The sequence below is a fragment of the Rhizobium croatiense genome, assembly GCF_019793465.1.
Lineage (GTDB): Bacteria > Pseudomonadota > Alphaproteobacteria > Rhizobiales > Rhizobiaceae > Rhizobium > Rhizobium croatiense.
This window is the reverse complement of record NZ_JAILYJ010000009.1, coordinates 1-21,276: the sequence shown is the minus strand read 5'-3', so window position 1 is coordinate 21,276 and position 21,276 is coordinate 1. Positions and strand designations below refer to the sequence as shown.

The window sequence follows — 21,276 nt, the reverse complement described above, 5'->3', positions numbered from 1 at the left end:
GTTCAAACGGTTACCACCTCACGGCGCAGAACCTCCCACGAGGCCTTGTCGGGGGCAATTAGCAGCCCGCCGTCGAGATGGTGTGGCAGGTAGGAAGAACCGTCGAAACGGGCAGCATGGGCGCCGGCCTCCTGGGAAATGAGCGTGCCGGCGAGATGATCCCAGGGCATCAGCTTGTTGTACATGAGGTAATGCACATGGCCGCCCGCAAGGGTGCGGTATTCATGTGCCGCGCAGCGGTAGTTGGTGAGGAAGCGCACCTTGGCGAGATTGCCGAGGATCTCCGCCCGCTTCTCCTGCGGCAGGTAGCCGGTGGAGGCCATGCCGACCATCTGCTCGAGCGCGACAGGCTCGGCCGCGCGCAACCGCCGCGCTTCGCCATCCGGCCGCCGCAACCAGGCGCCGCTTCCCTTTTCCGCCATCACCCAATCGTCGCCCATCGGATCGTAAATGATGCCGGCAATCGTCTCGCCGCCGGAAACGATCGACGCCATGACGCCGAAGGCCGGGATGCCGGCCGCGAAATTGAACGTACCGTCGACCGGATCGACGACAATGGCGAGATCGGCATCGGCGAGCCTGCCGAGCAGTGCAGGCTCGGCCGCGACCGATTCTTCGCCGACGAACAGGGCGCCCGGCCAAAGCTGTTCGGCTTCCGCCTTGATCATCCGCTCGGCCTGCTCGTCGGCCTCGGTGACGAGATCGGTTGCCTCGCTCTTGGCACGCACATCATCCCGGCCAAGCCGGCGGAAGCGCGGCAGAATCTCCGCCTTCGCCGCCCGGCGCAAGAGATCGGCAAGGGCGGTCACGTCGACAGTCGCAGTCATGTCAAATCCTTTCGGGAAGAGCGTGTCAAATCAGATGCCGATGATCTCGCGGCGGATCAGCTGCCAGCTGTCCCTGTCGGGTGCTGAGATAATGCCGCCCGTCGTCTCGCCGGGGCGATAGGGCGTGCCGTCGAATTTCGCCGTATGGCCGCCGGCCTCCTGATGCGCGAGCACGCCGGCCAGGTGATCCCAGGGCATCAGCTTCGCATGGCCGATGAAATGCAGCTTGCCGGAGGCGACCAGCCAATATTCGTAGGCCGAGCAGTTGAAAGCGAAGGTCATCCTGATTTTCGCCAGGTTGGAGCAGATACGCGAGCGATCCGGGTCGTCCATATGACCCCATGAGATGCCGCCGACCATGTGGTTCAGGGCGGCGGGCTCCGCCACCTCGAGCCTGCTCGATTGGCCGTCCTGTCGCGTCAGGAAGGCGCCCGCTCCCTTGATCGCCGTCACCGTGTCGCCGAGGACTGGATCATGAATGATGCCGGCGACCGTCTCGCCCCTGACGGTCACCGCCAGCATCGTCCCGAAGACGGGAAGCCCGGCGGCGAAATTGAAGGTGCCATCGACAGGATCGATGACGAAGGCGAGCTCGGCGTCGGCAAGGGCCGGAACGACGGACGGGTCGGCGTCATAGGCTTCCTCGCCGACAACGAGCGCTGCGGGAAAGCGCTCTCTCAGCGCCGCGGTGATCCTGTGTTCGGCGAGCACGTCCGCCTGCGTCACCAAATCGATTGCCGAGGTCTTTTCCGAAACGTCGGCAGTGCCGAGATTGCGAAAACGCGGCATGATTTCGGCGCGCGCCGCCTCCCTGACGCTATCGCCAAGAAAGAGAATATCCTTATCTGAAATGCCCATGCGAAATCATGTCCTTCATGCAGCGACCAGCCTTCCGCAGCCGGCCTTTTACGAAGGGTCGCTGACTGTCAAGCCGGAAAAGTCGAAGAGCATCGGATCGAGCAGATGGGAGGGATTCACATGCGCAAGCGCCCGCAGCATCGTGTCCTTGCGCCCCGGCATCCGCCGTTCGATATCGGCGAGCATGTCCTTCATCGCATTGCGCTGCAGCCCGTCCTGAGAGCCGCAGAGATCGCAGGGGATGATCGGAAACTGCATGGCGGCAGCAAACTTGGCGAGGTCGTCTTCGGCCGAATAGGCAAGCGGCCGCAGCACCATCAGGTCGCCCTCGTCGTTCAGAAGCTTCGCCGGCATCGAGGCCAGCCGCCCGCCATGGAAGAAATTCATGAAAAAGGTTTCGAGAATATCCTCGCGGTGGTGGCCGAGCACCAGCGCATCGCAGCCTTCCTCTCGGGCGATGCGGTAGAGATTGCCACGCCGCAGCCGCGAACAGAGCGAGCAGTAGGTCGTCCCTTCCGGCACCTTCTCTTTCACAATCGAATACGTGTTCCGATACTCGATCCGATGTCGGACGCCGATCTTCGTCAGATAGTCCGGCAGCACATGCTTGGGAAAGTTCGGCTGCCCCTGGTCGAGATTGCAGGCGATCAGCTCGACCGGCAGCAGCCCGCGCCATTTGAGATCATGCAGCAACGCCAGCAGTCCATAGGAATCTTTGCCACCGGAAAGGCCGACCAGCCAGCGCTTCTGCCCCTTCAGCATATCGAAATCGTCGAACGCCTGGCGCACCTGCCTGAGCAGCCGCTTGCGCAGCTTGTTGAAGGAGACCGAGTGCGGCGCGTCGGCAAACAGCGCATGGCCAATGTCATCCCCTGATACAACGGGCCCCAGATCGTCCGCGATGTTGGCTGCGATATTCATGACCTCGTCCAATCGAAGATTGCAGGCTTGAAATTGCGAGCCCGCCTTATCACGCTGCCTTTAGCAGAAAGTCGCCCGGCAACACAGCATCAATCACCGAACACCGACCAGCCGGTGCGCGCCGCCAGCATCTCCAGCGCCACGGCGCCGAGCTGCGAATTGCCGACCTTGTTCAGCCCGGGCGACCAGACTGCGATCGAGGCAACGCCCGGCGCAACCGCGAAGATGCCGCCGCCGACGCCGCTCTTGCCGGGCAGGCCGACATGATAGGCGAAGTCGCCCGAGCCGTCGTAATGGCCGCAGGTCAGCATCAGCGCATTGATGCGCCGCGCCCGCTTCGGTGAGACCACCGAATGACCGGTCATCGGATTGCTGCCGCGCGCTGCCAGGAACAGCCCGGCGCGGGCGAGCTGCTCGCAGCTCATCGACAGGGCGCATTGATGGAAATAGACGCCGAGCACGTGGTCGACGGGGTGATCGAGATTGCGGTAGGCGCGCATGAAGTTCGCGAGCGCGACATTGCGGTACCCCGTCTGCGTTTCCGAGCGCGCCACCTTGTCGTCGATGGTGATCGACTCATCGTCGGCGAGATAACGCACGAAGCGCAGCAATTCGCCGATCGCCTCGCGCGGCGCATGGCCGGCCATGACGACATCGCTGACGGCGATCGCGCCGGCATTGATAAAGGGATTGCGCGGGATGCCGCTCTCATGCTCGAGCTGGACGATGGAATTGAAGGCCGATCCGGATGGTTCTCGCCCGACGCGCTTCCAGAGGCTCTCGCCGACCTTGCCGAGCGCCAAGGTCAGCATGAAGACCTTGGAGATGCTCTGGATGGAGAAGGCAATGTCGGCATCGCCGACACGGTAGACCTTGCCGTCGACGGTGACGATCGCCATGCCGAACTGCCGTGGATCGACCTTGGCAAGCTCGGGAATATAATCGGCGACCTTACCCTCGCCGATACGCGGGAGGATATCGGTATGGATACTATCGAGGATTGCCTGCAGATCCGCCATCGCTTCTCTCCGGATAATAAAAAAGCCGCCCGAAAGAGCGGCTTTTCCATAAGCGAAAACGCCTGGTTTTTCTTAACGCGAATAGAATTCGACGACCAGATGCGGTTCCATGACGACCGGGAACGGAACGTCGCTGAGCGTCGGGACGCGGCCGAATGTAGCGACCATCTTGTGGTGATCGACTTCGATATAATCCGGAACGTCGCGCTCTGCGAGGCTGACGGCTTCCAGAACGGTCACCAGCTGCTTCGACTTCTCGCGAACTTCGATGACGTCGCCGGCCTTGCAGCGGTAGGAACCGATGTTGACGCGCACGCCGTTGACGGTCACGTGGCCATGGTTGACGAACTGACGGGCAGCAAAGACCGTCGGAACGAACTTGGCGCGGTAGACGATCGCGTCGAGGCGCGATTCCAGCAGGCCGATCAGGTTTTCAGACGTGTCGCCCTTGCGGCGGTCGGCTTCAGCGAAGATCGCGCGGAACTGCTTTTCGCGCAGGTCGCCGTAGTAGCCCTTGAGCTTCTGCTTGGCGCGCAGCTGCACACCGAAGTCCGAAAGCTTGCCCTTGCGGCGCTGACCGTGCTGGCCCGGGCCGTATTCGCGGCGGTTCACCGGAGACTTCGGACGGCCCCAGATGTTCTCGCCCATACGGCGGTCAATTTTGTACTTGGACGATTCGCGCTTGCTCATCGTATTTCCTTTCAAAGGTTTATGCCGGTTTGTTGCCAAACCGCGCGAAGGAAACACGCCCTCCTCTGATCTCTTCCGAGACCTGACAGGATGTTTCGGTTACGCGAACAGAAACGATCCACGGGACATGTCAAATGAAACACCGGACATTGCTGCCCGGTGCTTGGCGCGGTCTTTAGAGGCCCGTCATGAAAATGTCAACTGCGCCAAAGCCCAAAAGCGCGACTATTCCGCAGCCAACGGCTGATCGCCGGTATCAGGTGCGTTCGCATCACCGGGTGCGGTCTGGCAATTCATGTCGGGGAAGGCCACGATACGTTTGCCGGAAAAGTCCGTGTGCACGACGACAATCCCCTGTTCCTCGAAATAACCGAGCAGACGGCGGGCGCGCCGCGCCGAATGGGTGCCATAGGCGCGGGCGACGCGCGCGTCGGACGGGCACGGCTCGCCGCAGACGGCGGCCTTGGCGAGCATCAGAAAGACGCCCTGCAGATCGTCGGTGACACCCGCGGACAGCGACAACGCCGTCGCCCATTCATCGCTCGCCGCTGTCGCCGCATCGACGCCGGAACGGGAAATCGCCACGCGCCGGCGGAAATCCGGCAATGCGATCGGCGGTCCCGGCACCCGGCGCATGCGCAGCCGCACGAGGAAATCCTGATAGAGCACGGAATCGGTGCGGAAGGCGGAAGTGCGATCGTCGAGTATTTCGGCAAGCACGCCGGCGAGGCGCTCTTCGCGTTCCTCGGCGGAGATTTCCACTTGGCTCGCCCTCGCCTCGACGGGTGCAGGCGACGCCGCCGGCGTCGAGCGCGAAAGCTCAGCCAAAATGTCGGTGGTCGGGCGCGGCGCCGGCGGCGCGCGGCGCACGGGCGGACGCTGGAATTCCTCCGGATCGGGGGTGAAGATCAGGTCCTCGACATCCTGCGGCGCATCCGGCAGCGGCATGAGCTTCGGGCTTGAGGACCGTGCCGAGGTCTCGACCGCGCCGATCTGGATCGGCAGCGGCCGGCGCGACAGCGCCGGTCCGAGAGCGACGAAGTTGCCGCGCTTCAGATCGCGGAACATCTCGGCCTGGCGGCGGTCCATGCCGAGCAGGTCGGCGGCGCGCGCCATGTCGATATCGAGGAAAGTGCGGCCCATCAGGAAGTTCGAGGCCTCGGCCGCGACGTTCTTGGCGAGTTTGGCAAGCCGCTGTGTGGCGATCACCCCGGCAAGCCCGCGCTTGCGGCCGCGGCACATCAGGTTGGTCATGGCGCCGAGCGACATCTTGCGCGCATCTTCCGAGACGTCGCCGCCGACCGAAGGCGCGAACATCTGCGCCTCGTCGACGACGACGAGAACGGGATACCAGTATTCACGATCGGCATCGAACATGCCGTTGAGGAAGGCGGCAGCGGCACGCATCTGCTGCTCGATGTCGAGTCCTTCCAACGTCAACACGCAGGACACCCGATGCTGGCGGATACGGTTGGCGATGCCCGCCAGCTCCGCCTCGGTGCGCTCGCCATCGACGACGATATGGCCGAACCTGTCGCTGAGGGTGACGAAATCACCTTCGGGATCAATGATGACCTGCTGCACCCATTGCGCGGATTGCTCGAGCAAACGGCGCAACAGATGCGACTTTCCCGATCCGGAATTGCCTTGCACGAGCAGGCGGGTCGCCAGCAGCTCCTCGATATCGAGCGTCGCCGGGCTGCCGGACGCCAATCCCATATCGATACCAACCTGCAATGCCGATCCTCGCGACGAAGAGACTCACATGAACGAAGCGCCATTCTTCCGAAACGGCAACGCCCCGTCTATCAAAGAATCTGCTGATTTTCAGGGCCGGATTTCGCCAACCCACAGGACAATTCCCCTCAAGCCCTCAGGCCGAATCCCTGCATCAGCCGCCGCGTGGCGAAATCCTGCTGGCCTGACGTAAACACGGCGAAGTCGAAATTATCGGGATGCACGGCATCGGTAACCAGCGGAACCAGCGTGCGGGCGCGGCGCGCGATCGCTTCGGCCGGATCAAGCCAGTCGACCGGCCACGGGGCAATCCGCCGGAAAAGATTGGCCATGAAAGGATAATGCGTGCAGGCAAGCACGACGATATCGGTCTTCTGACCGTCCTTCTCGACGAAACACTGGTCGATTTCGGCCAGCACCGCATCGTCGGAGACGGCGTCGCCGCGAATATAGGCTTCGGCCATGCGCGCCAGGTTCTCCGAGCCGACGAGACGGACATGGCATTGCTGCGCGAAGGACTGGATGAGGTCGCGCGTATAGGCCCGCTTCACCGTTCCCGGCGTTGCGAGCACTGAGACGAGGCCGGAGCGCGTCCGCTCCGCCGCCGGCTTGATCGCCGGCACGGTGCCGACGAAGGTCACCTGCGGAAAGGCGGCGCGCAGATCGGCGCCGACCAGCGTGAAGGCGGTGTTGCAGGCGATGATGCAGACTTCGGGGTCATAGTCCATCAGCAGCTTACCGAAGAGCCCGATAACCCGCTCCTTCAGCGCCTGTTCCTCCCAGCCGCCATAGGGAAAACCGGCATCGTCGGCGACATAGATGAAACCTCGCTCCGGCATCAGCACACGCGCCTCGCGCAGCACGGTCAGTCCGCCGATCCCTGAATCGAAGACGAGGACGGGTTTCAGCTCATTCGTCGGCGCTGTCATCGGTGGGCGCTTTCTTGCCGGATCTGGTGGAGCCGCCTTTGCGCGGACTGTTGCGCGAAAAGCGGTCGAGAGAGGAAATGACGCCGCGCAGCACGCTGATTTCCTGTTCCGTGAATGCCCGGCGGGAGAGAACAGCGCGCAGGTTGTCGACCATTTTCGGCTTTTTCGAGGGCGGATGAAAATAGTTGCGCGAATCGAGCGCCTCTTCCAGCTGATCGAACAGGCCGAAGAGCTGCTCCTTGGTGGACGGGCGCTGCTCGAGCGCCTGGAACGGCACGGCTTCCAGATCCTCCATGCCCGATTTCATCCACTCATAGGACATGAGCAGCACGGCCTGGGCGATGTTGAGCGAGGCGAAGGCGGGATTGACCGGGAAGGTGACGATCTCGTCGGCAAGCGCCACTTCCTCATTGGTCAGACCCCAGCGCTCGCGGCCGAAGAGGATACCGGTCGCCTCACCTGCCCTGAATTTCGTGCGCAGCGTCTCGGCAGCAAGGACCGGCGAGCGCACCGGCTTGTAATTGTCACGGCTGCGCGCCGTCGTCGCATAGACGAAATTGAGATCGGCAATCGCCTGCTCCAGCGTGTCGTAGACCTTCGTCGCCGCGATCACATGATCGGCCTTGGAGGCGGTCGCCTGCGCCTTCTCGTTCGGCCAGCCGTCGCGCGGATTGACGAGGCGCAGTTCGGCAAGCCCGAAATTCGCCATGGCGCGCGCCACCATGCCGATATTTTCGCCCATCTGCGGCTCGACCAGAATGATGGCCGGCCCTTCGGCCAGAAGTTGACGCTCGCTGTTCGTGCCTGCCATGGTCTTATCCTTGTTTCGAGCGCGCAATAGCCTCGTCCGCCGCGAACGGCAAGACGTCGGCCTGCGGATAGAGCCTTTCCAGCGCCGAACCGATCATTTCGAGCCCCAGTCTGGCGCCTTCGCGCGACACCGGCAGATGTCGTCCTGTCGTCCGCGATGCCTTGCGCTTGATCAGGAAACAGCTCGAGCCGCGCGGGGCGGCATTGTCGATCAGCGCCAGGTCCGCTGCGATCAGCCTGTGCAGATTGTCGTCGACGGCCGGCGCTTCATAGCTTTTCGCCAGGATGCGCGCCCAGTAGGTACAGGAGAGGAAGATCGCCAGCGTCTGGCGGATTTGGCCGGGCCGTGTCACCACCGACCAGGAAGAGCCCAGCGGCCGCGCCGCCACCGTTACATCACGGTAGCAGGCATCGATCTTCTGCGACAGCGCCATCAGCTCGAAACCGCTCTTACCCTCGCCGAGGGCGCCAAGCAGATCGCGCAGCGCCTGGAACCAGAGGGCAAGCGCGGAATCGAGCGCGCCGCGCGTGCGCGTGGGAAAGACGATAAAGGCGACCGCCGTTCCGGCCGCCGCCCCGATCATGGTCTCGCCGATGCGCAGCTTCAGCAGGTCGAGCGTCAGCACGCCCGTCATGCCGTAAACCAGGCAGAGCACGATCGAGATGAAGAAGGTCATGGTCGCATAGGAAACCTGCAGAAAATAGAAAGCGAGGAAGATACAGATGGCGGCAACCGGAATGGCGATATCAGGCTCGCCTGAAATCAGCGTTGCCAGCACAAGGCCGATAGCGATCCCGAACACGGTCCCGAGTGAGCGCGACAGCGCCCTCATCGCAGTGTCGCCGCGCGAATTGGTGTTGGTGAAGACGAGGAAGGAAGCCAGCACCGCCCAGAACCAGCGTTCGCGCGACAAGAGCAGCCCGAAGCTCATGGCGATCGCTGACGCGATGGTGATCTGCAGCGCCGAGCGCAGCAGCGGATTGGCGAATGAAAAGTCGATCGGCTGGGGTTGCGCCGTGTCCTTGACCGTATCGATGCCGGAAAAGGCGAAGGCCCGCCCCGTGTCGATCGCCTGCGTCAGTTGCTGCCGCGCCTCGCCGAGCCAAAGCAGCGCCCGCACGGTTTCACCCTGCGGCTGATCCCCAATAGCGTCGGCCATCCCCTCAAATCTTGCAAGTTCCGCCATATCCGCCTCGATGACGGCGTGGACGAGCGCAAAGGGCGGCGGGCTCTGGAAGCTCAGCACGATCGCGCTCTCGGCCGCAAGATGGGCGTCGAAGAGCCGGATCGCCAGTTCGGCGGCGGGGTCAGCGGCAGCGTCGAAGACGCCGGCCGGCGGGCGCGGGATGAAGGTCTCCGCCATCAGCACCACTTCCTTCAGCCGGTCTTCCAGCTGGCGCAGCTCCTGCCGGTCGGTTTCGCCGACCTCGGCGCCGCCGGCGATGGCGGCGAGCTTGAAGAGGATCTGGTTAATCCGGCCCCTGACGCTTTCGAGCGAGCGCAGCAGGTCGCGCCGCCAATCGTCGGGCAGCAGCGCTGCCCTCACCAGATGGCCGACAAGCACCGCGACGACGGGGCCGATCGCCACCGCCGGCAGTTCGGCGAGCTGCGGCCGGAAATAGGCGCCCATGAAATAAGAGGTGAAGGCGAACATGCCGATGGCAAAACCGCGCGGCCCGAACACCCGTCCGGCCGATGCGAGCGCGATCACCACGAGGAAGACGAGATCGGAGAGCAAGCGGTGATCTTCGAGCCCCGCTGCGATGCCGACGACGGCAAGGCTGGCGACACAACCGAAAAGCCGCGTCACCAGCTGGCGGGAACTGCCCTTATCGCGCACCGCAACGCCGCCTTCGATCGACAGCACGATGCCGAGGCCGAAAGCCGCGGTCGGAAGTGGCAGGATTGCCATGTGGACGGCAAGAAGGACCAAGAAGGAGAAAGCGATCGTCAGCGTCACCCGCAGCGCCATGCGCAGGCGCGAAAGCGCCGGATCATTGGCAAGCAGCCAGTCGCGAGCCTGAAAGCCGGAAAACAAATGCAGGACCCCCTCGTGCCGCGGAAGGATCGACAGATAATGCCATGCCTGGCGAAAGCAAACTGCCCGAGATCGAGTCTCGACGCTCTTGAATGTCGCGCGCCTATTGGCCCTTGGCAATCAGCGCCATCGTCGCCTTCAGGGAATTGTGGCCCTGCGTTTCGATATTCTCGGTGACGATATCGTCGATCACCGGCTGGCCGGCCTCATCGACCACCTCGAAGCGAACGGTCGTATAGTCCTTGGCATCGGGCGCGTCCGAACAGGCGGATTTCCTGAAGCGCACCGTGACCTCGGTCGTCCCGTTGACCGGGGGCGCCGCCGCCATCGTCAGATCCTCCAGCGGACATGCATCCTGGCCGTTGACGATGACGTCGTAATCGAAGGGCGATATGCCGTCGTCGTCGACGGCGGGAAATTGCGCGGCCGCCTGGTATCTGGCAACGAAGTCCTTGCTGTAGAGATGGTCGAGCCGGCTCGCATCGAAAATGTCGGTCCAGTCGCTGTTGTTGTCGGCCCAGTTTCTCTTGGTCGCATCCATGATCTCCTGCACGGGAGCGGTGGCATCGGCCGCATGGGCAGCGCCCGAAAAGGCGATAAGGCTTGCGATAACAACGGCGATTGTCTTCATGGTCGAATGTTCCGGGGCGGGCAAATCAAGGCGGACACTAGCCAGATTTCAGCGCTTGGCAATGGCGGCAAAAACGCATTGCGAAAGCCGATGCAGCTTTGCGTTCCCGGTTCACAATGCTATAGCGCTCCTCATCACGTCACCCACCCGGGACGCTTGTCCCCTTCAAGCTCGAACGAGGCAGATACATGAACAAGATCAAGGTCGCCAATCCCGTCGCCGATCTCGACGGCGATGAAATGACGCGCATCATCTGGCAGCTCATCAAGGATAAGCTGATCCATCCGTATCTCGACCTCGACATCGACTATTACGACCTCTCGGTCGAGAACCGCGACGCCACCAACGACCAGGTCACCGTCGACGCCGCCAACGCCATCAAGAAGTACGGCGTCGGCATCAAGTGCGCGACGATCACGCCGGATGAAGCCCGCGTCAAGGAATTCAACCTCAAGGAAATGTGGAAGAGCCCGAACGGCACGATCCGCAACATCCTCGGCGGCGTCATCTTCCGCGAGCCGATCATTTGCCGCAACGTTCCGCGCCTGGTTCCCGGCTGGACCCAACCGATCGTCGTCGGCCGCCACGCCTTCGGTGACCAGTACCGCGCCACCGATTTCAAATTCCCCGGTAAGGGCAAGCTGACCATCAAGTTCGTCGGCGAAGACGGCACCGTGATCGAGAAGGAAGTCTTCAACGCGCCGGGCGCCGGCGTTGCCATGGCCATGTACAACCTCGACGAATCGATCCGCGAATTCGCCCGCGCCTCGATGATGTACGGCCTGATGCGCAAGTGGCCGGTTTATCTGTCCACCAAGAACACCATCCTCAAGGCCTATGACGGCGCCTTCAAGGACATCTTCGAGGAAGTCTACGAGACCGAATTCAAGGATCAGTTCAAGGAAGCCGGCATCACCTACGAACACCGTCTGATCGACGACATGGTCGCCTCGGCGCTCAAGTGGTCGGGCGGCTACGTCTGGGCCTGCAAGAACTATGACGGCGACGTCCAGTCCGACACCGTTGCCCAGGGCTTCGGCTCGCTCGGCCTGATGACCTCGGTTCTGCTGACGCCTGATGGTAAGACGGTCGAAGCCGAAGCCGCCCACGGCACCGTCACCCGCCACTACCGCCAGCACCAGAAGGGTCAGGAAACCTCGACGAACTCGATTGCCTCGATCTTCGCCTGGACCCGCGGCCTCGCTCACCGCGCCAAGCTCGACGACAATGCCGAACTCGCCAAGTTCGCGTCGACGCTGGAAAAGGTCTGCGTCGACACCGTCGAATCCGGCTTCATGACCAAGGACCTGGCGCTGCTGATCGGCCCCGACCAGCCGTGGCTCTCGACCACCGCCTTCCTCGACAAGATCGACCAGAACCTGCAGAAGGCGATGGCGTAAGCCAGCCCTTTCGGGATAGCATTGAAACGGCGGGGATTTCCCCGCCGTTTTCATTTTGGGAGAACCGCAGATGACGGCGACCGTGCGCCCGCTCGAACCTTCTGACCGCACCGCTTGGGAGCCCCTATGGGAGGCGTATCAGCGCTTCTACGAGGTGGTCATCCCTGCCGAAACCACGGATATCACCTGGAATCGCTTCCACGATTCTGACGAACCGATGCACGCGCTCGGCGCCTTTGATGAAGACGGCCGCCTCGTCGGCATCGTGCATGCGATTTTTCACCGCTCCTGCTGGCTGCCGCAATGGACCTGCTATCTGCAGGATCTCTATGTCGAAACCAGCCAGCGCGGCCTCGGCACCGGTGCCGCACTGATCGATGCGGTCGCCGATCTTGCGCGCGCAAACGGTGCGGGCAGGCTTTACTGGATGACGCACGAAACGAATGCCACGGCTCGGCGGCTGTACGACCGGATCGCCGAACGCTCAGGCTTCATCCAGTATCGCAAAGCTCTCTGACGATCGGACTTGCACAAAGACCTCGCCGCGCTATTGATTCCGGGCGACGGCAATGCCTGACAGAACGGCAACAGGAGGAGGATGTCATGGCCGAAGAATTGGTATTCTATACGAACCCAATGTCACGCGGGCGCATCGCGCGCTGGATGCTGGAGGAAATCGGTCAGCCCTATCGCACCGAACTCCTGACCTTCGGCGAAACCATGAAGGCGCCCGAATATCTTTCGCTCAATCCGATGGGCAAGGTGCCGGCAATCCGTCACGGCAACACCGTGGTCACCGAATGCGCGGCAATCTGCGCCTACCTCGCCGAGACCTTCCCGGAAAAGGGGCTGGCCCCAAGACCGGAGGAGCGTGCCCCCTATTACCGCTGGATGTTCTTCGCCGCCGGTCCGCTGGAATCGGCGGTGACGATGAAGGCTCTCGGTTTCGAAATTCCGACGGAGCGCCTGCGCATGGCGGGCTGCGGCGGTTTCGGCGACGTCATGAACACGCTTGAAATGGCCGTTTCCGGCTCGACCTATGTCACCGGCGAGCGCTTCACCGCCGCCGACGTCTACGTCGGCGCGCATATCGGCTGGGGCCTCGGCTTCGGCAGCATCGAGAACCGCCAGGCCTTCGTCGACTATTTCGGCCGCATCAGCCAGCGCGAAGCCTATAAGCGCGCCAATGCACTGGACGACGAGGCCGGCAAGACGATGCAGGCGGCCTGAGCGTTCAGGCACGATCGAGGACGCGGCAACTCGGCCGCGTCCTCTCATGAGGTCAGGCAAGCGGCATGTGGATTTCTGTGAGAAGCTCGGTTGGCGGCACGTCGCGTGGGTTGCTCAGATATTCCTCGAACATGACGCTGTCCTTCAACTGCCGTCCTGATTTGGGGAGCCATTCCGCATAAAGCCACTGATAGGCCTTGTGCATGTCGGCATAGGGACCCTTGTGACGCAGCACCGCATAGTCGCCGCCGTCGATCCTGCGCCGCTCGAACGGCGCCTCGGCAGAAACGTCGGCGGAGCCGGTCACACAGGCGATCGAGCGGAGTTGTTCGGCCGGCACCATATCGGGATCGTCGAGATAGACACCGATCATCCGCATGTCGGGCCTGGCGAGGCCGCGGGCGTAAAGCGTGCCGAACAATGTCTCGAAGGCTTTGCCGATCTGCATATAAGAGCCGGTATGACCGACACCGATCAGCTCGGTCGGTGCGATCTCACGTATGGTAACGTCGAACATGATTTGGGTCTTTCCGTTAGGTGAGGGTTTAAAGGCTGTGTGGCTTCCCTCTTTCCGATAGCGGGCCGGCGGCATGCCGTAGACCGACTTGAAAATGCGATTGAAGGATTGGAGATTGGGATAGCCCGATCGTTTCGCAATCTCACTGACGGCAAGCTCCGTGCCGACGATCTCGCCCGCAGCGCGATGCAGCCTCAGCCGCTTGACGGTGGCCGCCAGCGTCTCGCCATAAATCGCCCGGTAGATCCTGTGCCAGTGATAGCTCGACAGGCAGGCGATCTCGGCCAGGCGCTCCATATCCAGCTCCTCGTCGAGGTGGTCGTGAATATAGGCAGAAACACGTCTCAGACGGCTTTCATGAAGTGCCCATGCCGTTTCGCCATTCATGTCAAACCTCATGCAAATCGATCGGCTGCAGAGAACCATATCCCGATTTGACAAATCCTGCTGACTTGATCTGGCGGCGAATCCCGCATAGACCGGAATTCCGGCTCGAACCCAAGAGGAAGACTGATGCCGGACTTTTCAACATTGATACTCTTTGCCGCCGCAGCGCTGATCCTGACTGCCACGCCCGGTCCCGACATGCTACTGATTGCTTCGCGCAGCATTAGCCAGGGACGCGCCGCCGGATTTTTGACCTATGCGGGTATTGCGCTCGGCACTTATTGCCACGCCCTTACTGCCGCTTTCGGGCTCTCGCAGCTCTTCCTGACTATCCCTGTCGCCTATGAGGCCGTGCGCTGGACCGGCTGCTGCTATCTGCTCTATCTCGCCTACAAGACGATTCGCTCGGAAGGTACCGCCTTCGCGCCCGCTTCCACGTTGAAGCGGCTTTCGGGTCGGCGCATCTTCTTTGCCGGCCTCGCCACCAACCTGCTCAATCCGAAGATGGCGCTCTTCGTCATGGCGCTCTTCCCACAATTCGTGAATACGGAGAGCGGCTCAATGGTCGGGCAAATGCTGGTGCTAGCCACCATCCTGAACGTCATCGGCTTCGTCGTGAATGGAACCGTCATCCTTGTCGGAAGCCAGATCCGTTCACGGCTTAGCTCCGTGTGCCGTTTCCCGAAACTACCGCAATATATGCTCGCAACGGTCTTTACCGGGCTTGCCTGCCGTCTCGCGCTGCAGACGAGAAACTGACCGCCGCAGCCGCGCATTGAAAACAAACCGGCTGCGAAATCCACAATTTCGCAGCCGGTTCCCATTTCAAACAGTTCTCGGACTGGACGATCAGCCTGCGAGTGCCGCCGCGACAGCCTCAAGCGCCTCATCAGCCTTGGCGCCGTCCGGGCCGCCGGCCTGCGCCATGTCGGGACGGCCGCCGCCGCCCTTGCCGCCGAGGGCTGCCGACGCGATGCGGACGAGATCGACGGCGCTGTAGCGCTCGACGAGATCCGGCGTCACCGCCACGACGGCGCTCGCCTTGCCATCTTCGGACACACCGATCAGCGTCACGATGCCGGAGCCGATGCTGGCCTTGCCGTCATCAGCAAGACCCTTGAGGTCCTTCGGATCGACGCCGGCCACGGCCTTGCCGAGGAATTTCACTCCGGCAACCTCGCGCACCGCATCGCCCGAGCCGCCCTGCCCACCGCCCATGGCGAGTTTGCGCTTGGCGTCGGCCAGTTCCTTTTCGAGCTTGCGGCGCTCGTCGATCAGCGCTTCGACGCGCGACAGGACGTCCGACGGCTGAACTTTTAGCGAGGCGGCAAGCGTCTTCACGCGATCATCCTGCTCGGCGAGATATTCGCGCGCGGATTCACCGGTCACCGCCTCAATGCGGCGAACGCCGGCGCCGACGGCACTCTCGCCGAGGACGCGAATCAGGCCGATCTGGCCGGTGGCTCCGACATGCGTGCCGCCGCAGAGTTCGACCGAATAGGGCTTACCGGCCTTGGCGCCGCGCACACCCTCGCCCATCGCCACGACGCGGACTTCATCGCCGTATTTCTCGCCGAACAGCGCCATCGCGCCTTCGGCGATCGCATCGTCAACGCTCATCAACCGCGTGGTGACCGGCGAATTCTGCAGCACGATCTCGTTTGCCATATCCTCGACGATCTTCAGCTCTTCGGCCGACATCGGCTTCGGATGGGAGACGTCGAAACGCAGGCGTTCGGGCGCGACCAGCGAACCCTTCTGGGCGACATGGGTGCCGAGCACTTCGCGGAGCGCCTCATGCAGCAGGTGCGTCGCCGAGTGATTGGCGCGCAGGCGCGAACGGCGGGCATGATCGACCATCAAAGCGACAGCATCGCCATCCTTGACCACGCCTTCGATGACAGTACCCAGATGCACGAACAGGCCTTCGCCCCTCTTCTGCGTATCCGATATCTCGATCTTGCCGTGGTCGGACGAGATCACGCCGGTATCGCCCATCTGGCCGCCGGATTCGCCGTAGAACGGCGTCTGGCTGACGACGATCTGCACCTTGTCGCCGGCCTTGGCCTCGGTCGAAACCGCGCCGTCCTTGACAATCGCCTGCACGACGCCCTCAGCCGTTTCGGTGTCGTAGCCCAGGAATTCGGTCGCGCCATGCTTTTCCCTAAGCTCGAACCACACGGTTTCGGTCGCCTTTTCGCCGGAACCGGCCCAGTGCGAGCGGGCTTCGGCCTTCTGGCGTTGCATCGCATCGGTGAAGCCGGAGATGTCGACGCCGATCTCACGGGCACGCAGTGCATCCTGCGTCAGATCGAGCGGGAAACCGTAGGTGTCGTAGAGCTTGAAGGCGGTTTCACCATCCAGCATATCCCCCTTGGAAAGATCCGTCGTCGCGTCCGACAGAAGCGACAGGCCGCGTTCCAGCGTCTTGCGGAAGCGGTTTTCCTCGAGCTTCAGCGTCTCCGAGATCAGCGCCTCGGCGCGTACCAGTTCCGGATAGGCGCGGCCCATCTGCTGCACCAGCGTCGGCAGCAGCTTGTACATCAGCGGCTCCTTGGCGCCGAGCAGCTGCGCATGGCGCATGGCACGGCGCATGATGCGGCGCAGCACATAACCGCGGCCCTCATTCGACGGCAACACACCGTCGGCGATCAGGAAGGCCGAGGAGCGCAGGTGGTCGGCGATGACCCGATGGCTGGCGCTACCTTCCGCCTTGACGCCCATCGTATCTTCGATGGCGCCGATCAGCGTCCGGAAGAGATCGGTGTCGAACACGCTCTGAACGCCCTGGAGAATACAGGCTATGCGCTCCAGACCCATGCCGGTATCGATCGACGGACGCGGCAGCGGGTTGCGAAGGCCGGGCTCGGTCTGTTCGAACTGCATGAAGACGAGGTTCCAGAACTCCAGGAACCGGTCGCCGTCCTCTTCCGGCGAGCCGGGAGGGCCGCCCCAGACGTTCTCGCCCTGGTCGATGAAGATTTCAGAGCATGGGCCGCAGGGGCCGGTATCGCCCATCTGCCAGAAATTGTCGGAGGTCGGGATGCGGATGATCTTGTCGTCGGAAAAACCGGCGATCTTCTTCCACAGAACCGCGGCCTCCTCGTCTTCGGAATAGACGGTTACCAGCAGGCGATGCTTCGGCAGGTCGAAACCTTCGGTCACGAGCTTCCAGGCAAGCTCGATCGCATTCTCCTTGAAATAGTCGCCAAATGAGAAATTGCCGAGCATTTCGAAGAAGGTCAGGTGGCGCGCGGTATATCCGACGTTGTCGAGGTCGTTATGCTTGCCGCCGGCGCGCACGCATTTCTGCGAGGTTGTCGCTGTGGAATAAGGACGCTTTTCCAGGCCGGTGAAGACGTTCTTGAACTGCACCATGCCGGCATTGGTGAACATCAGCGTCGGGTCGTTGCGCGGCACGAGCGGGCTCGACGGAACGATCTCGTGGCCGTTCTTCTTGAAATAGTCGAGGAAGGTCGACCGGATATCGTTCACGCCGCTCATTCTATGCCCTTCAATGCTGCCGGAGGCAGATAAATACAAATCCATCGGCTTTTAACGTTCGCCTCCGCCACTGTCCAGCCGACAAACAAAACCGGCCGCATTCTCATCAGGAATGCGGCCGGCGGAGATATCCGACAAGATCAGGCGCGAGACTTACATGTCCGCGGCGGCATCGCCGTCATCCGCATCCGGTCCGCCGTTCTGCAGGAAGCGGTCGGCGATGAGACCGGCATTCTGGCGCAGCGCCAGTTCGATCTCGCGGGCGAGATCCGGATTGTCGCGCAAGAAGGTCTTGGCGTTTTCGCGGCCCTGGCCGAGACGCTGGCTGTTATAGGAGAACCAGGCGCCTGACTTTTCCACGATCCCGGCCTTGACGCCGAGATCGACGAGTTCGCCGGTCTTCGATACGCCTTCGCCATACATGATGTCGAATTCGACCTGCTTGAAGGGAGGCGCCATCTTGTTCTTGACGACCTTGACGCGGGTCTGGTTGCCGACCACCTCTTCGCGCTCCTTGACCGCGCCGATGCGGCGGATGTCGAGGCGCACGGAGGCGTAGAATTTCAGCGCATTGCCGCCCGTCGTCGTTTCCGGCGAACCGAACATGACGCCGATCTTCATGCGGATCTGGTTGATGAAGATCACCATGGTATTCGACTTGGAGATCGAGGCGGTGAGCTTGCGCAGCGCCTGGCTCATCAGGCGGGCCTGCAGGCCGGGAAGGCTGTCGCCCATTTCGCCTTCGATTTCGGCGCGCGGCGTCAGTGCGGCGACCGAGTCGACGACCAGAACGTCGACGGCGCCGGAGCGCACCAGCGTATCGGTGATCTCAAGCGCCTGCTCGCCGGTATCGGGCTGCGAGATCAGAAGGTTTTGGAGATCGACGCCCAGCTTGCGGGCATAGACGGGATCGAGCGCATGTTCGGCGTCGACAAAGGCGCAGATGCCGCCCTTCTTCTGCGATTCCGCGATGGTCTGCAGCGCAAGCGTCGTCTTGCCCGAGCTTTCCGGCCCGTAGATTTCGATGATGCGACCCTTCGGCAGGCCGCCGACGCCAAGCGCGATATCGAGCCCAAGCGAACCCGTCGAAATCGTCTCGATTTCGATGACGTTCTCGTTGGAACCGAGTTTCATGATCGAGCCCTTGCCGAACGACCGCTCTATCTGTGAGAGTGCCGCTTCAAGCGCCTTGCTTTTGTCCACCGATTTGTCCTCTACCAGCCGCAATGAATTCTGAGACATCTGATCCACCTTTAGGTTATTGAAGCCGCCCAAGCAATGTCGAGTTTGTACCCCATTTGTTCCACTCTCGCAATAGGCGATCAAACGATTGAAAGAAAAAGGTAAAACAGCCCGTGTTCTATATTTGTTTTATCGATGCAAAGCAACGGCTTAGGCCAGATGCGCCGGCGCTGCCGCGCCAGGAGGCACCGTCTCGATTCGCGCTTGGGGCATCGGAAGGCGGTTGAAATGAAGAAAAAGATTCTTGTTCTCGGCGGCGCCCATATCGACCGGCGCGGCCGCATTTCCGGGGAAACGGCACCGGGCGCCAGCAATCCCGGCACCTGGTTCGAGGAGCCGGGCGGCGGCGGCTTCAATGCGGCGCGCAACCTTGCAAGGCTCGGTTTTCAGGTGACGATGATTTCCCCGCGCGGCGGCGATCCCATCGGCGAGATGGTCGGCGAAGCCGCCGATTTCGCCGGCATCGACGACCGGCCCTTCGTTTTTCTCGACCGCAAGACACCGAGCTACACCGCGATCATCGAGAGGGACGGCAACCTGGTGATTGCCCTTGCCGACATGGATCTCTACCGCTTCTTCGTGCCGCGGCGTCTTTCCATCCGCTGGGTGCGCGAAGCCTTCGCCGCGCATGATCTCATCCTTTTCGATGCCAATCTGCCGGAAGAAACGATCGTTGCAATCGTCGCCAAGGCACGGTCGCTGGCCAAGCCCGTCGCGGCGATCGCCATTTCGCCGGCCAAGGTCGTCAGGTTGAAATCCTGCATGACGGATATCAACTACCTGTTCCTGAACGAAGCCGAAGCCGCAGCCCTTATCGGTGAACGGCCGGAAGATGCCGGTGGCTGGCCGCCGCTTCTGAACGAGATCGGCATCCGAAGCGCCGTCGTCACCCGCGGCCAGCGCGAGCTGGTCGCGTTTTACGACGGCCGCGCTGTGACGCTGCAGCCGCCGATCGCCGAGACCCTCGCCGATGTCACCGGCGCCGGCGATTCCCTTGCCGCCGGCACGCTCGCCGCCTTGATGCGCGGCCTGCCGCTTGAGGAAGCCGTCCGCCACGGCACCGCGGCAGCAGCGCTGACTGTGCAGTCGACGCATGCCGTCAACGAAAATCTGACGCCGGATCTGCTGAATGAGGCGCTTGCCCTTGTTCCCCAGATCAGAATTCTGCATTGAAGCGGCCAAATGAAATAGTCGAGCATGATGTCGTCGCAAAACCGCCGACACATTCGGCATCATGCTCTATCGACGACAGGACAAGATCATGACCCAGCCCATCTCCCCTCTTCTGCCGATCGCCTATTCGAAGGAGGTCGCCAGCGCCAAGCAGCGCGGCGCGCCGCTGGTGGCGCTGGAATCGACCATCATCACCCACGGCATGCCCTATCCCGGCAATATCGAGATGGCCCGCAGCGTCGAGGCGATCATTCGCGAACAGGGTGCCGTGCCGGCAACGATCGCCGTCATTCACGGCACGCTGCATATCGGCCTTGAAGCCAGCGAACTGGAGCAGCTCGCCAAGGCGAGCGACGTAATGAAGGTGTCGCGCGCCGATCTCGCCTTTGCGATCGCCGAGCGCCGCACCGGCGCCACCACGGTCGCAGCGACGATGATCGCGGCGGCGCGCGCCGGCATCTGCGTTTTCGCTACAGGCGGCATCGGCGGCGTGCACCGCGGCGCCGAGGAAAGCTTCGATATCTCGGCCGATCTCGAGGAACTGGCACGCACCGGCGTCATCGTCGTCTGCGCCGGCGCCAAGGCAATTCTCGACATACCGAAGACGCTGGAAGTGCTGGAAACTCGCGGCGTGCCCGTCGTCACCTATGAGAGCGAAGAATTCCCCGCCTTCTGGTCGCGCTCCTCCGGGCTTCCCAGCCCGCTGTCGCTGAACAGCCCGGCAGCCATCGCCAATTTCCAGACGGTGCGCGAGCAGCTCGGCATCAATGGCGGCATGCTGATCGCCAATCCGGTGCCCGAGGCCGATGAGATCCCGCGCGAAGAGATGGAGATCTATATCGAGCGCGCGCTCGACAGCGCCGAGCGCGACGAAGTGACCGGTAAGGCGGTGACGCCCTACCTGCTCTCGACCATCTTCGATCTGACGGACGGCCAGAGTCTCAAGACGAATATTGCGCTTGTCGAGAACAATGCGCGGCTGGCGGCAGAGATTGCCGTGGCGCTGGGGGAGTAAGGGTTGATCGACCGGGTGAATCGCCTTCCCAGATAGGGCGTGCCGAGTAAGCCCCCCTTGTAACTTGACGCCGTCCGCCGGCAGCCTAGCTAGCGCTTGCGGTGACGGAGCTGAGCCCGCAACCCCCTCGGGTTTGAAAGCCCGTGGCAGAGCAAGGGATGGCTCCGTCGTTCCATCGAACCCGAACAGTCGCTTGGGCCGCTCGCGAAGGCGAAGCCCACTTGGACAAGGATGGGATCAGATGGACGTTGTCGTTGGCATTGATGTTTCGAAAGACCAGTTGGATGTGCATGTGCTGCCGTCAGGCGAAAGCTTCGCCGTTGCCAATGATGATGAGAGCCTGGACG

The 21,276-nt window shown here is 62.4% G+C and carries 19 protein-coding genes and 1 pseudogene; 7 read left to right on the top strand and 13 right to left on the bottom strand.

The window, feature by feature from the left end; all coding sequences use genetic code 11:
- Positions 1 to 2: 2 nt before the first annotated feature.
- The 10 genes from K6M89_RS15795 to K6M89_RS15750 all read right to left on the bottom strand — a co-directional run bounded on the left by K6M89_RS15795 (position 3) and on the right by K6M89_RS15750 (position 10,461).
- Complete coding sequence (locus K6M89_RS15795; protein ID WP_222140085.1) at positions 3 to 827, bottom strand: inositol monophosphatase family protein; 825 nt, start codon at positions 825 to 827, stop codon at positions 3 to 5.
- 30 nt (positions 828 to 857) lie between these two features.
- A complete protein-coding gene (locus K6M89_RS15790; protein ID WP_222140084.1) occupies positions 858 to 1,685 on the bottom strand; it encodes an inositol monophosphatase family protein in 828 nt (275 codons plus the stop codon).
- A 48-nt stretch (positions 1,686 to 1,733) separates the two neighbouring features.
- Positions 1,734 to 2,606: a tRNA 2-thiocytidine(32) synthetase TtcA gene (ttcA, locus tag K6M89_RS15785; RefSeq protein ID WP_222140083.1), complete on the bottom strand. Its 873-nt coding sequence runs from the start codon at positions 2,604 to 2,606 to the stop codon at positions 1,734 to 1,736.
- An 89-nt stretch (positions 2,607 to 2,695) separates the two neighbouring features.
- A complete protein-coding gene (locus K6M89_RS15780) occupies positions 2,696 to 3,625 on the bottom strand; it encodes a glutaminase (RefSeq protein WP_097583954.1) in 930 nt (309 codons plus the stop codon).
- Positions 3,626 to 3,697: 72 nt separating this feature from the next.
- Positions 3,698 to 4,315: a 30S ribosomal protein S4 gene (gene rpsD / locus K6M89_RS15775; protein WP_097583955.1), complete on the bottom strand. Its 618-nt coding sequence runs from the start codon at positions 4,313 to 4,315 to the stop codon at positions 3,698 to 3,700.
- A gap of 225 nt (positions 4,316 to 4,540) precedes the next feature.
- On the bottom strand, positions 4,541 to 6,052 hold the full coding sequence (locus K6M89_RS15770; RefSeq protein WP_222140082.1) for a helicase HerA domain-containing protein: 1,512 nt from the start codon (positions 6,050 to 6,052) through the stop codon (positions 4,541 to 4,543).
- A gap of 128 nt (positions 6,053 to 6,180) precedes the next feature.
- Positions 6,181 to 6,981: a glutamate racemase gene (gene murI / locus K6M89_RS15765; protein ID WP_222140081.1), complete on the bottom strand. Its 801-nt coding sequence runs from the start codon at positions 6,979 to 6,981 to the stop codon at positions 6,181 to 6,183.
- Entirely contained in the window at positions 6,962 to 7,792 is an 831-nt protein-coding gene (locus K6M89_RS15760) for an RNA methyltransferase (RefSeq protein ID WP_222140080.1), read from the bottom strand. The genes murI and K6M89_RS15760 overlap by 20 nt, the downstream gene beginning before the upstream one ends.
- Before the next feature lie 4 nt (positions 7,793 to 7,796).
- Complete coding sequence (locus K6M89_RS15755) at positions 7,797 to 9,836, bottom strand: FUSC family protein (protein WP_222140229.1); 2,040 nt, start codon at positions 9,834 to 9,836, stop codon at positions 7,797 to 7,799.
- Between the two features lie 97 nt (positions 9,837 to 9,933).
- Positions 9,934 to 10,461 carry a hypothetical protein gene (locus K6M89_RS15750; RefSeq protein WP_222140079.1) on the bottom strand — a complete coding sequence of 176 codons (528 nt, stop codon included), beginning with the start codon at positions 10,459 to 10,461 and terminating at the stop codon, positions 9,934 to 9,936.
- A gap of 188 nt (positions 10,462 to 10,649) precedes the next feature.
- On the opposite strand from K6M89_RS15750, the gene K6M89_RS15745 reads away from it, so the two are divergent.
- The 3 genes from K6M89_RS15745 (at position 10,650) to K6M89_RS15735 (ending at position 13,091) form a co-directional block, all read left to right on the top strand.
- A complete protein-coding gene (locus K6M89_RS15745) occupies positions 10,650 to 11,861 on the top strand; it encodes an NADP-dependent isocitrate dehydrogenase (protein ID WP_222140078.1) in 1,212 nt (403 codons plus the stop codon).
- A gap of 70 nt (positions 11,862 to 11,931) precedes the next feature.
- Positions 11,932 to 12,378 (top strand): GNAT family N-acetyltransferase, encoded by a 447-nt coding sequence (locus K6M89_RS15740; protein ID WP_222140077.1) that lies wholly within the window; start codon positions 11,932 to 11,934, stop codon positions 12,376 to 12,378.
- 86 nt (positions 12,379 to 12,464) lie between these two features.
- On the top strand, positions 12,465 to 13,091 hold the full coding sequence (locus tag K6M89_RS15735) for a glutathione S-transferase family protein (protein ID WP_222140076.1): 627 nt from the start codon (positions 12,465 to 12,467) through the stop codon (positions 13,089 to 13,091).
- A 52-nt stretch (positions 13,092 to 13,143) separates the two neighbouring features.
- Here K6M89_RS15735 and K6M89_RS15730 read toward each other — a convergent pair whose 3' ends face one another.
- Positions 13,144 to 13,995 carry an AraC family transcriptional regulator gene (locus K6M89_RS15730; RefSeq protein ID WP_222140075.1) on the bottom strand — a complete coding sequence of 284 codons (852 nt, stop codon included), beginning with the start codon at positions 13,993 to 13,995 and terminating at the stop codon, positions 13,144 to 13,146.
- A 126-nt stretch (positions 13,996 to 14,121) separates the two neighbouring features.
- Between K6M89_RS15730 and K6M89_RS15725 the strand changes: the two genes are divergently transcribed.
- Positions 14,122 to 14,754: a LysE family translocator gene (locus tag K6M89_RS15725; RefSeq protein ID WP_222140074.1), complete on the top strand. Its 633-nt coding sequence runs from the start codon at positions 14,122 to 14,124 to the stop codon at positions 14,752 to 14,754.
- A 90-nt stretch (positions 14,755 to 14,844) separates the two neighbouring features.
- Here K6M89_RS15725 and alaS read toward each other — a convergent pair whose 3' ends face one another.
- Together alaS and recA are read right to left on the bottom strand one after the other, a co-directional pair.
- Complete coding sequence (gene alaS / locus K6M89_RS15720) at positions 14,845 to 17,499, bottom strand: alanine--tRNA ligase (RefSeq protein ID WP_222140073.1); 2,655 nt, start codon at positions 17,497 to 17,499, stop codon at positions 14,845 to 14,847.
- A gap of 153 nt (positions 17,500 to 17,652) precedes the next feature.
- Positions 17,653 to 18,741, bottom strand: a complete 1,089-nt coding sequence (gene recA / locus K6M89_RS15715; protein ID WP_097583979.1) for a recombinase RecA — start codon at positions 18,739 to 18,741, stop codon at positions 17,653 to 17,655.
- Between the two features lie 228 nt (positions 18,742 to 18,969).
- Between recA and K6M89_RS15710 the strand changes: the two genes are divergently transcribed.
- From K6M89_RS15710 to K6M89_RS31080, 3 genes and pseudogenes are all read left to right on the top strand, one after another.
- Positions 18,970 to 19,914, top strand: coding sequence for a carbohydrate kinase family protein (locus tag K6M89_RS15710; protein ID WP_222140072.1), 945 nt, complete (start codon positions 18,970 to 18,972; stop codon positions 19,912 to 19,914).
- 88 nt (positions 19,915 to 20,002) lie between these two features.
- On the top strand, positions 20,003 to 20,929 hold the full coding sequence (locus K6M89_RS15705; protein WP_222140071.1) for a pseudouridine-5'-phosphate glycosidase: 927 nt from the start codon (positions 20,003 to 20,005) through the stop codon (positions 20,927 to 20,929).
- A gap of 241 nt (positions 20,930 to 21,170) precedes the next feature.
- Positions 21,171 to 21,276: pseudogene (locus K6M89_RS31080) on the top strand (IS110 family transposase); the annotation flags it as partial.

Coding starts and splice junctions, on each gene's coding strand:
- K6M89_RS15795 (WP_222140085.1), bottom strand. CDS start 827: ATGACTGCGACTGTCGACGTGACCGCCCTTGCCGATCTCTTGCGCCGG.
- K6M89_RS15790 (WP_222140084.1), bottom strand. CDS start 1,685: ATGGGCATTTCAGATAAGGATATTCTCTTTCTTGGCGATAGCGTCAGG.
- ttcA (WP_222140083.1), bottom strand. CDS start 2,606: ATGAATATCGCAGCCAACATCGCGGACGATCTGGGGCCCGTTGTATCA.
- K6M89_RS15780 (WP_097583954.1), bottom strand. CDS start 3,625: ATGGCGGATCTGCAGGCAATCCTCGATAGTATCCATACCGATATCCTC.
- rpsD (WP_097583955.1), bottom strand. CDS start 4,315: ATGAGCAAGCGCGAATCGTCCAAGTACAAAATTGACCGCCGTATGGGC.
- murI (WP_222140081.1), bottom strand. CDS start 6,981: ATGACAGCGCCGACGAATGAGCTGAAACCCGTCCTCGTCTTCGATTCA.
- K6M89_RS15760 (WP_222140080.1), bottom strand. CDS start 7,792: ATGGCAGGCACGAACAGCGAGCGTCAACTTCTGGCCGAAGGGCCGGCC.
- K6M89_RS15750 (WP_222140079.1), bottom strand. CDS start 10,461: ATGAAGACAATCGCCGTTGTTATCGCAAGCCTTATCGCCTTTTCGGGC.
- K6M89_RS15745 (WP_222140078.1), top strand. CDS start 10,650: ATGAACAAGATCAAGGTCGCCAATCCCGTCGCCGATCTCGACGGCGAT.
- K6M89_RS15740 (WP_222140077.1), top strand. CDS start 11,932: ATGACGGCGACCGTGCGCCCGCTCGAACCTTCTGACCGCACCGCTTGG.
- K6M89_RS15735 (WP_222140076.1), top strand. CDS start 12,465: ATGGCCGAAGAATTGGTATTCTATACGAACCCAATGTCACGCGGGCGC.
- K6M89_RS15730 (WP_222140075.1), bottom strand. CDS start 13,995: ATGAATGGCGAAACGGCATGGGCACTTCATGAAAGCCGTCTGAGACGT.
- K6M89_RS15725 (WP_222140074.1), top strand. CDS start 14,122: ATGCCGGACTTTTCAACATTGATACTCTTTGCCGCCGCAGCGCTGATC.
- alaS (WP_222140073.1), bottom strand. CDS start 17,499: ATGAGCGGCGTGAACGATATCCGGTCGACCTTCCTCGACTATTTCAAG.
- recA (WP_097583979.1), bottom strand. CDS start 18,741: ATGTCTCAGAATTCATTGCGGCTGGTAGAGGACAAATCGGTGGACAAA.
- K6M89_RS15710 (WP_222140072.1), top strand. CDS start 18,970: ATGAAGAAAAAGATTCTTGTTCTCGGCGGCGCCCATATCGACCGGCGC.
- K6M89_RS15705 (WP_222140071.1), top strand. CDS start 20,003: ATGACCCAGCCCATCTCCCCTCTTCTGCCGATCGCCTATTCGAAGGAG.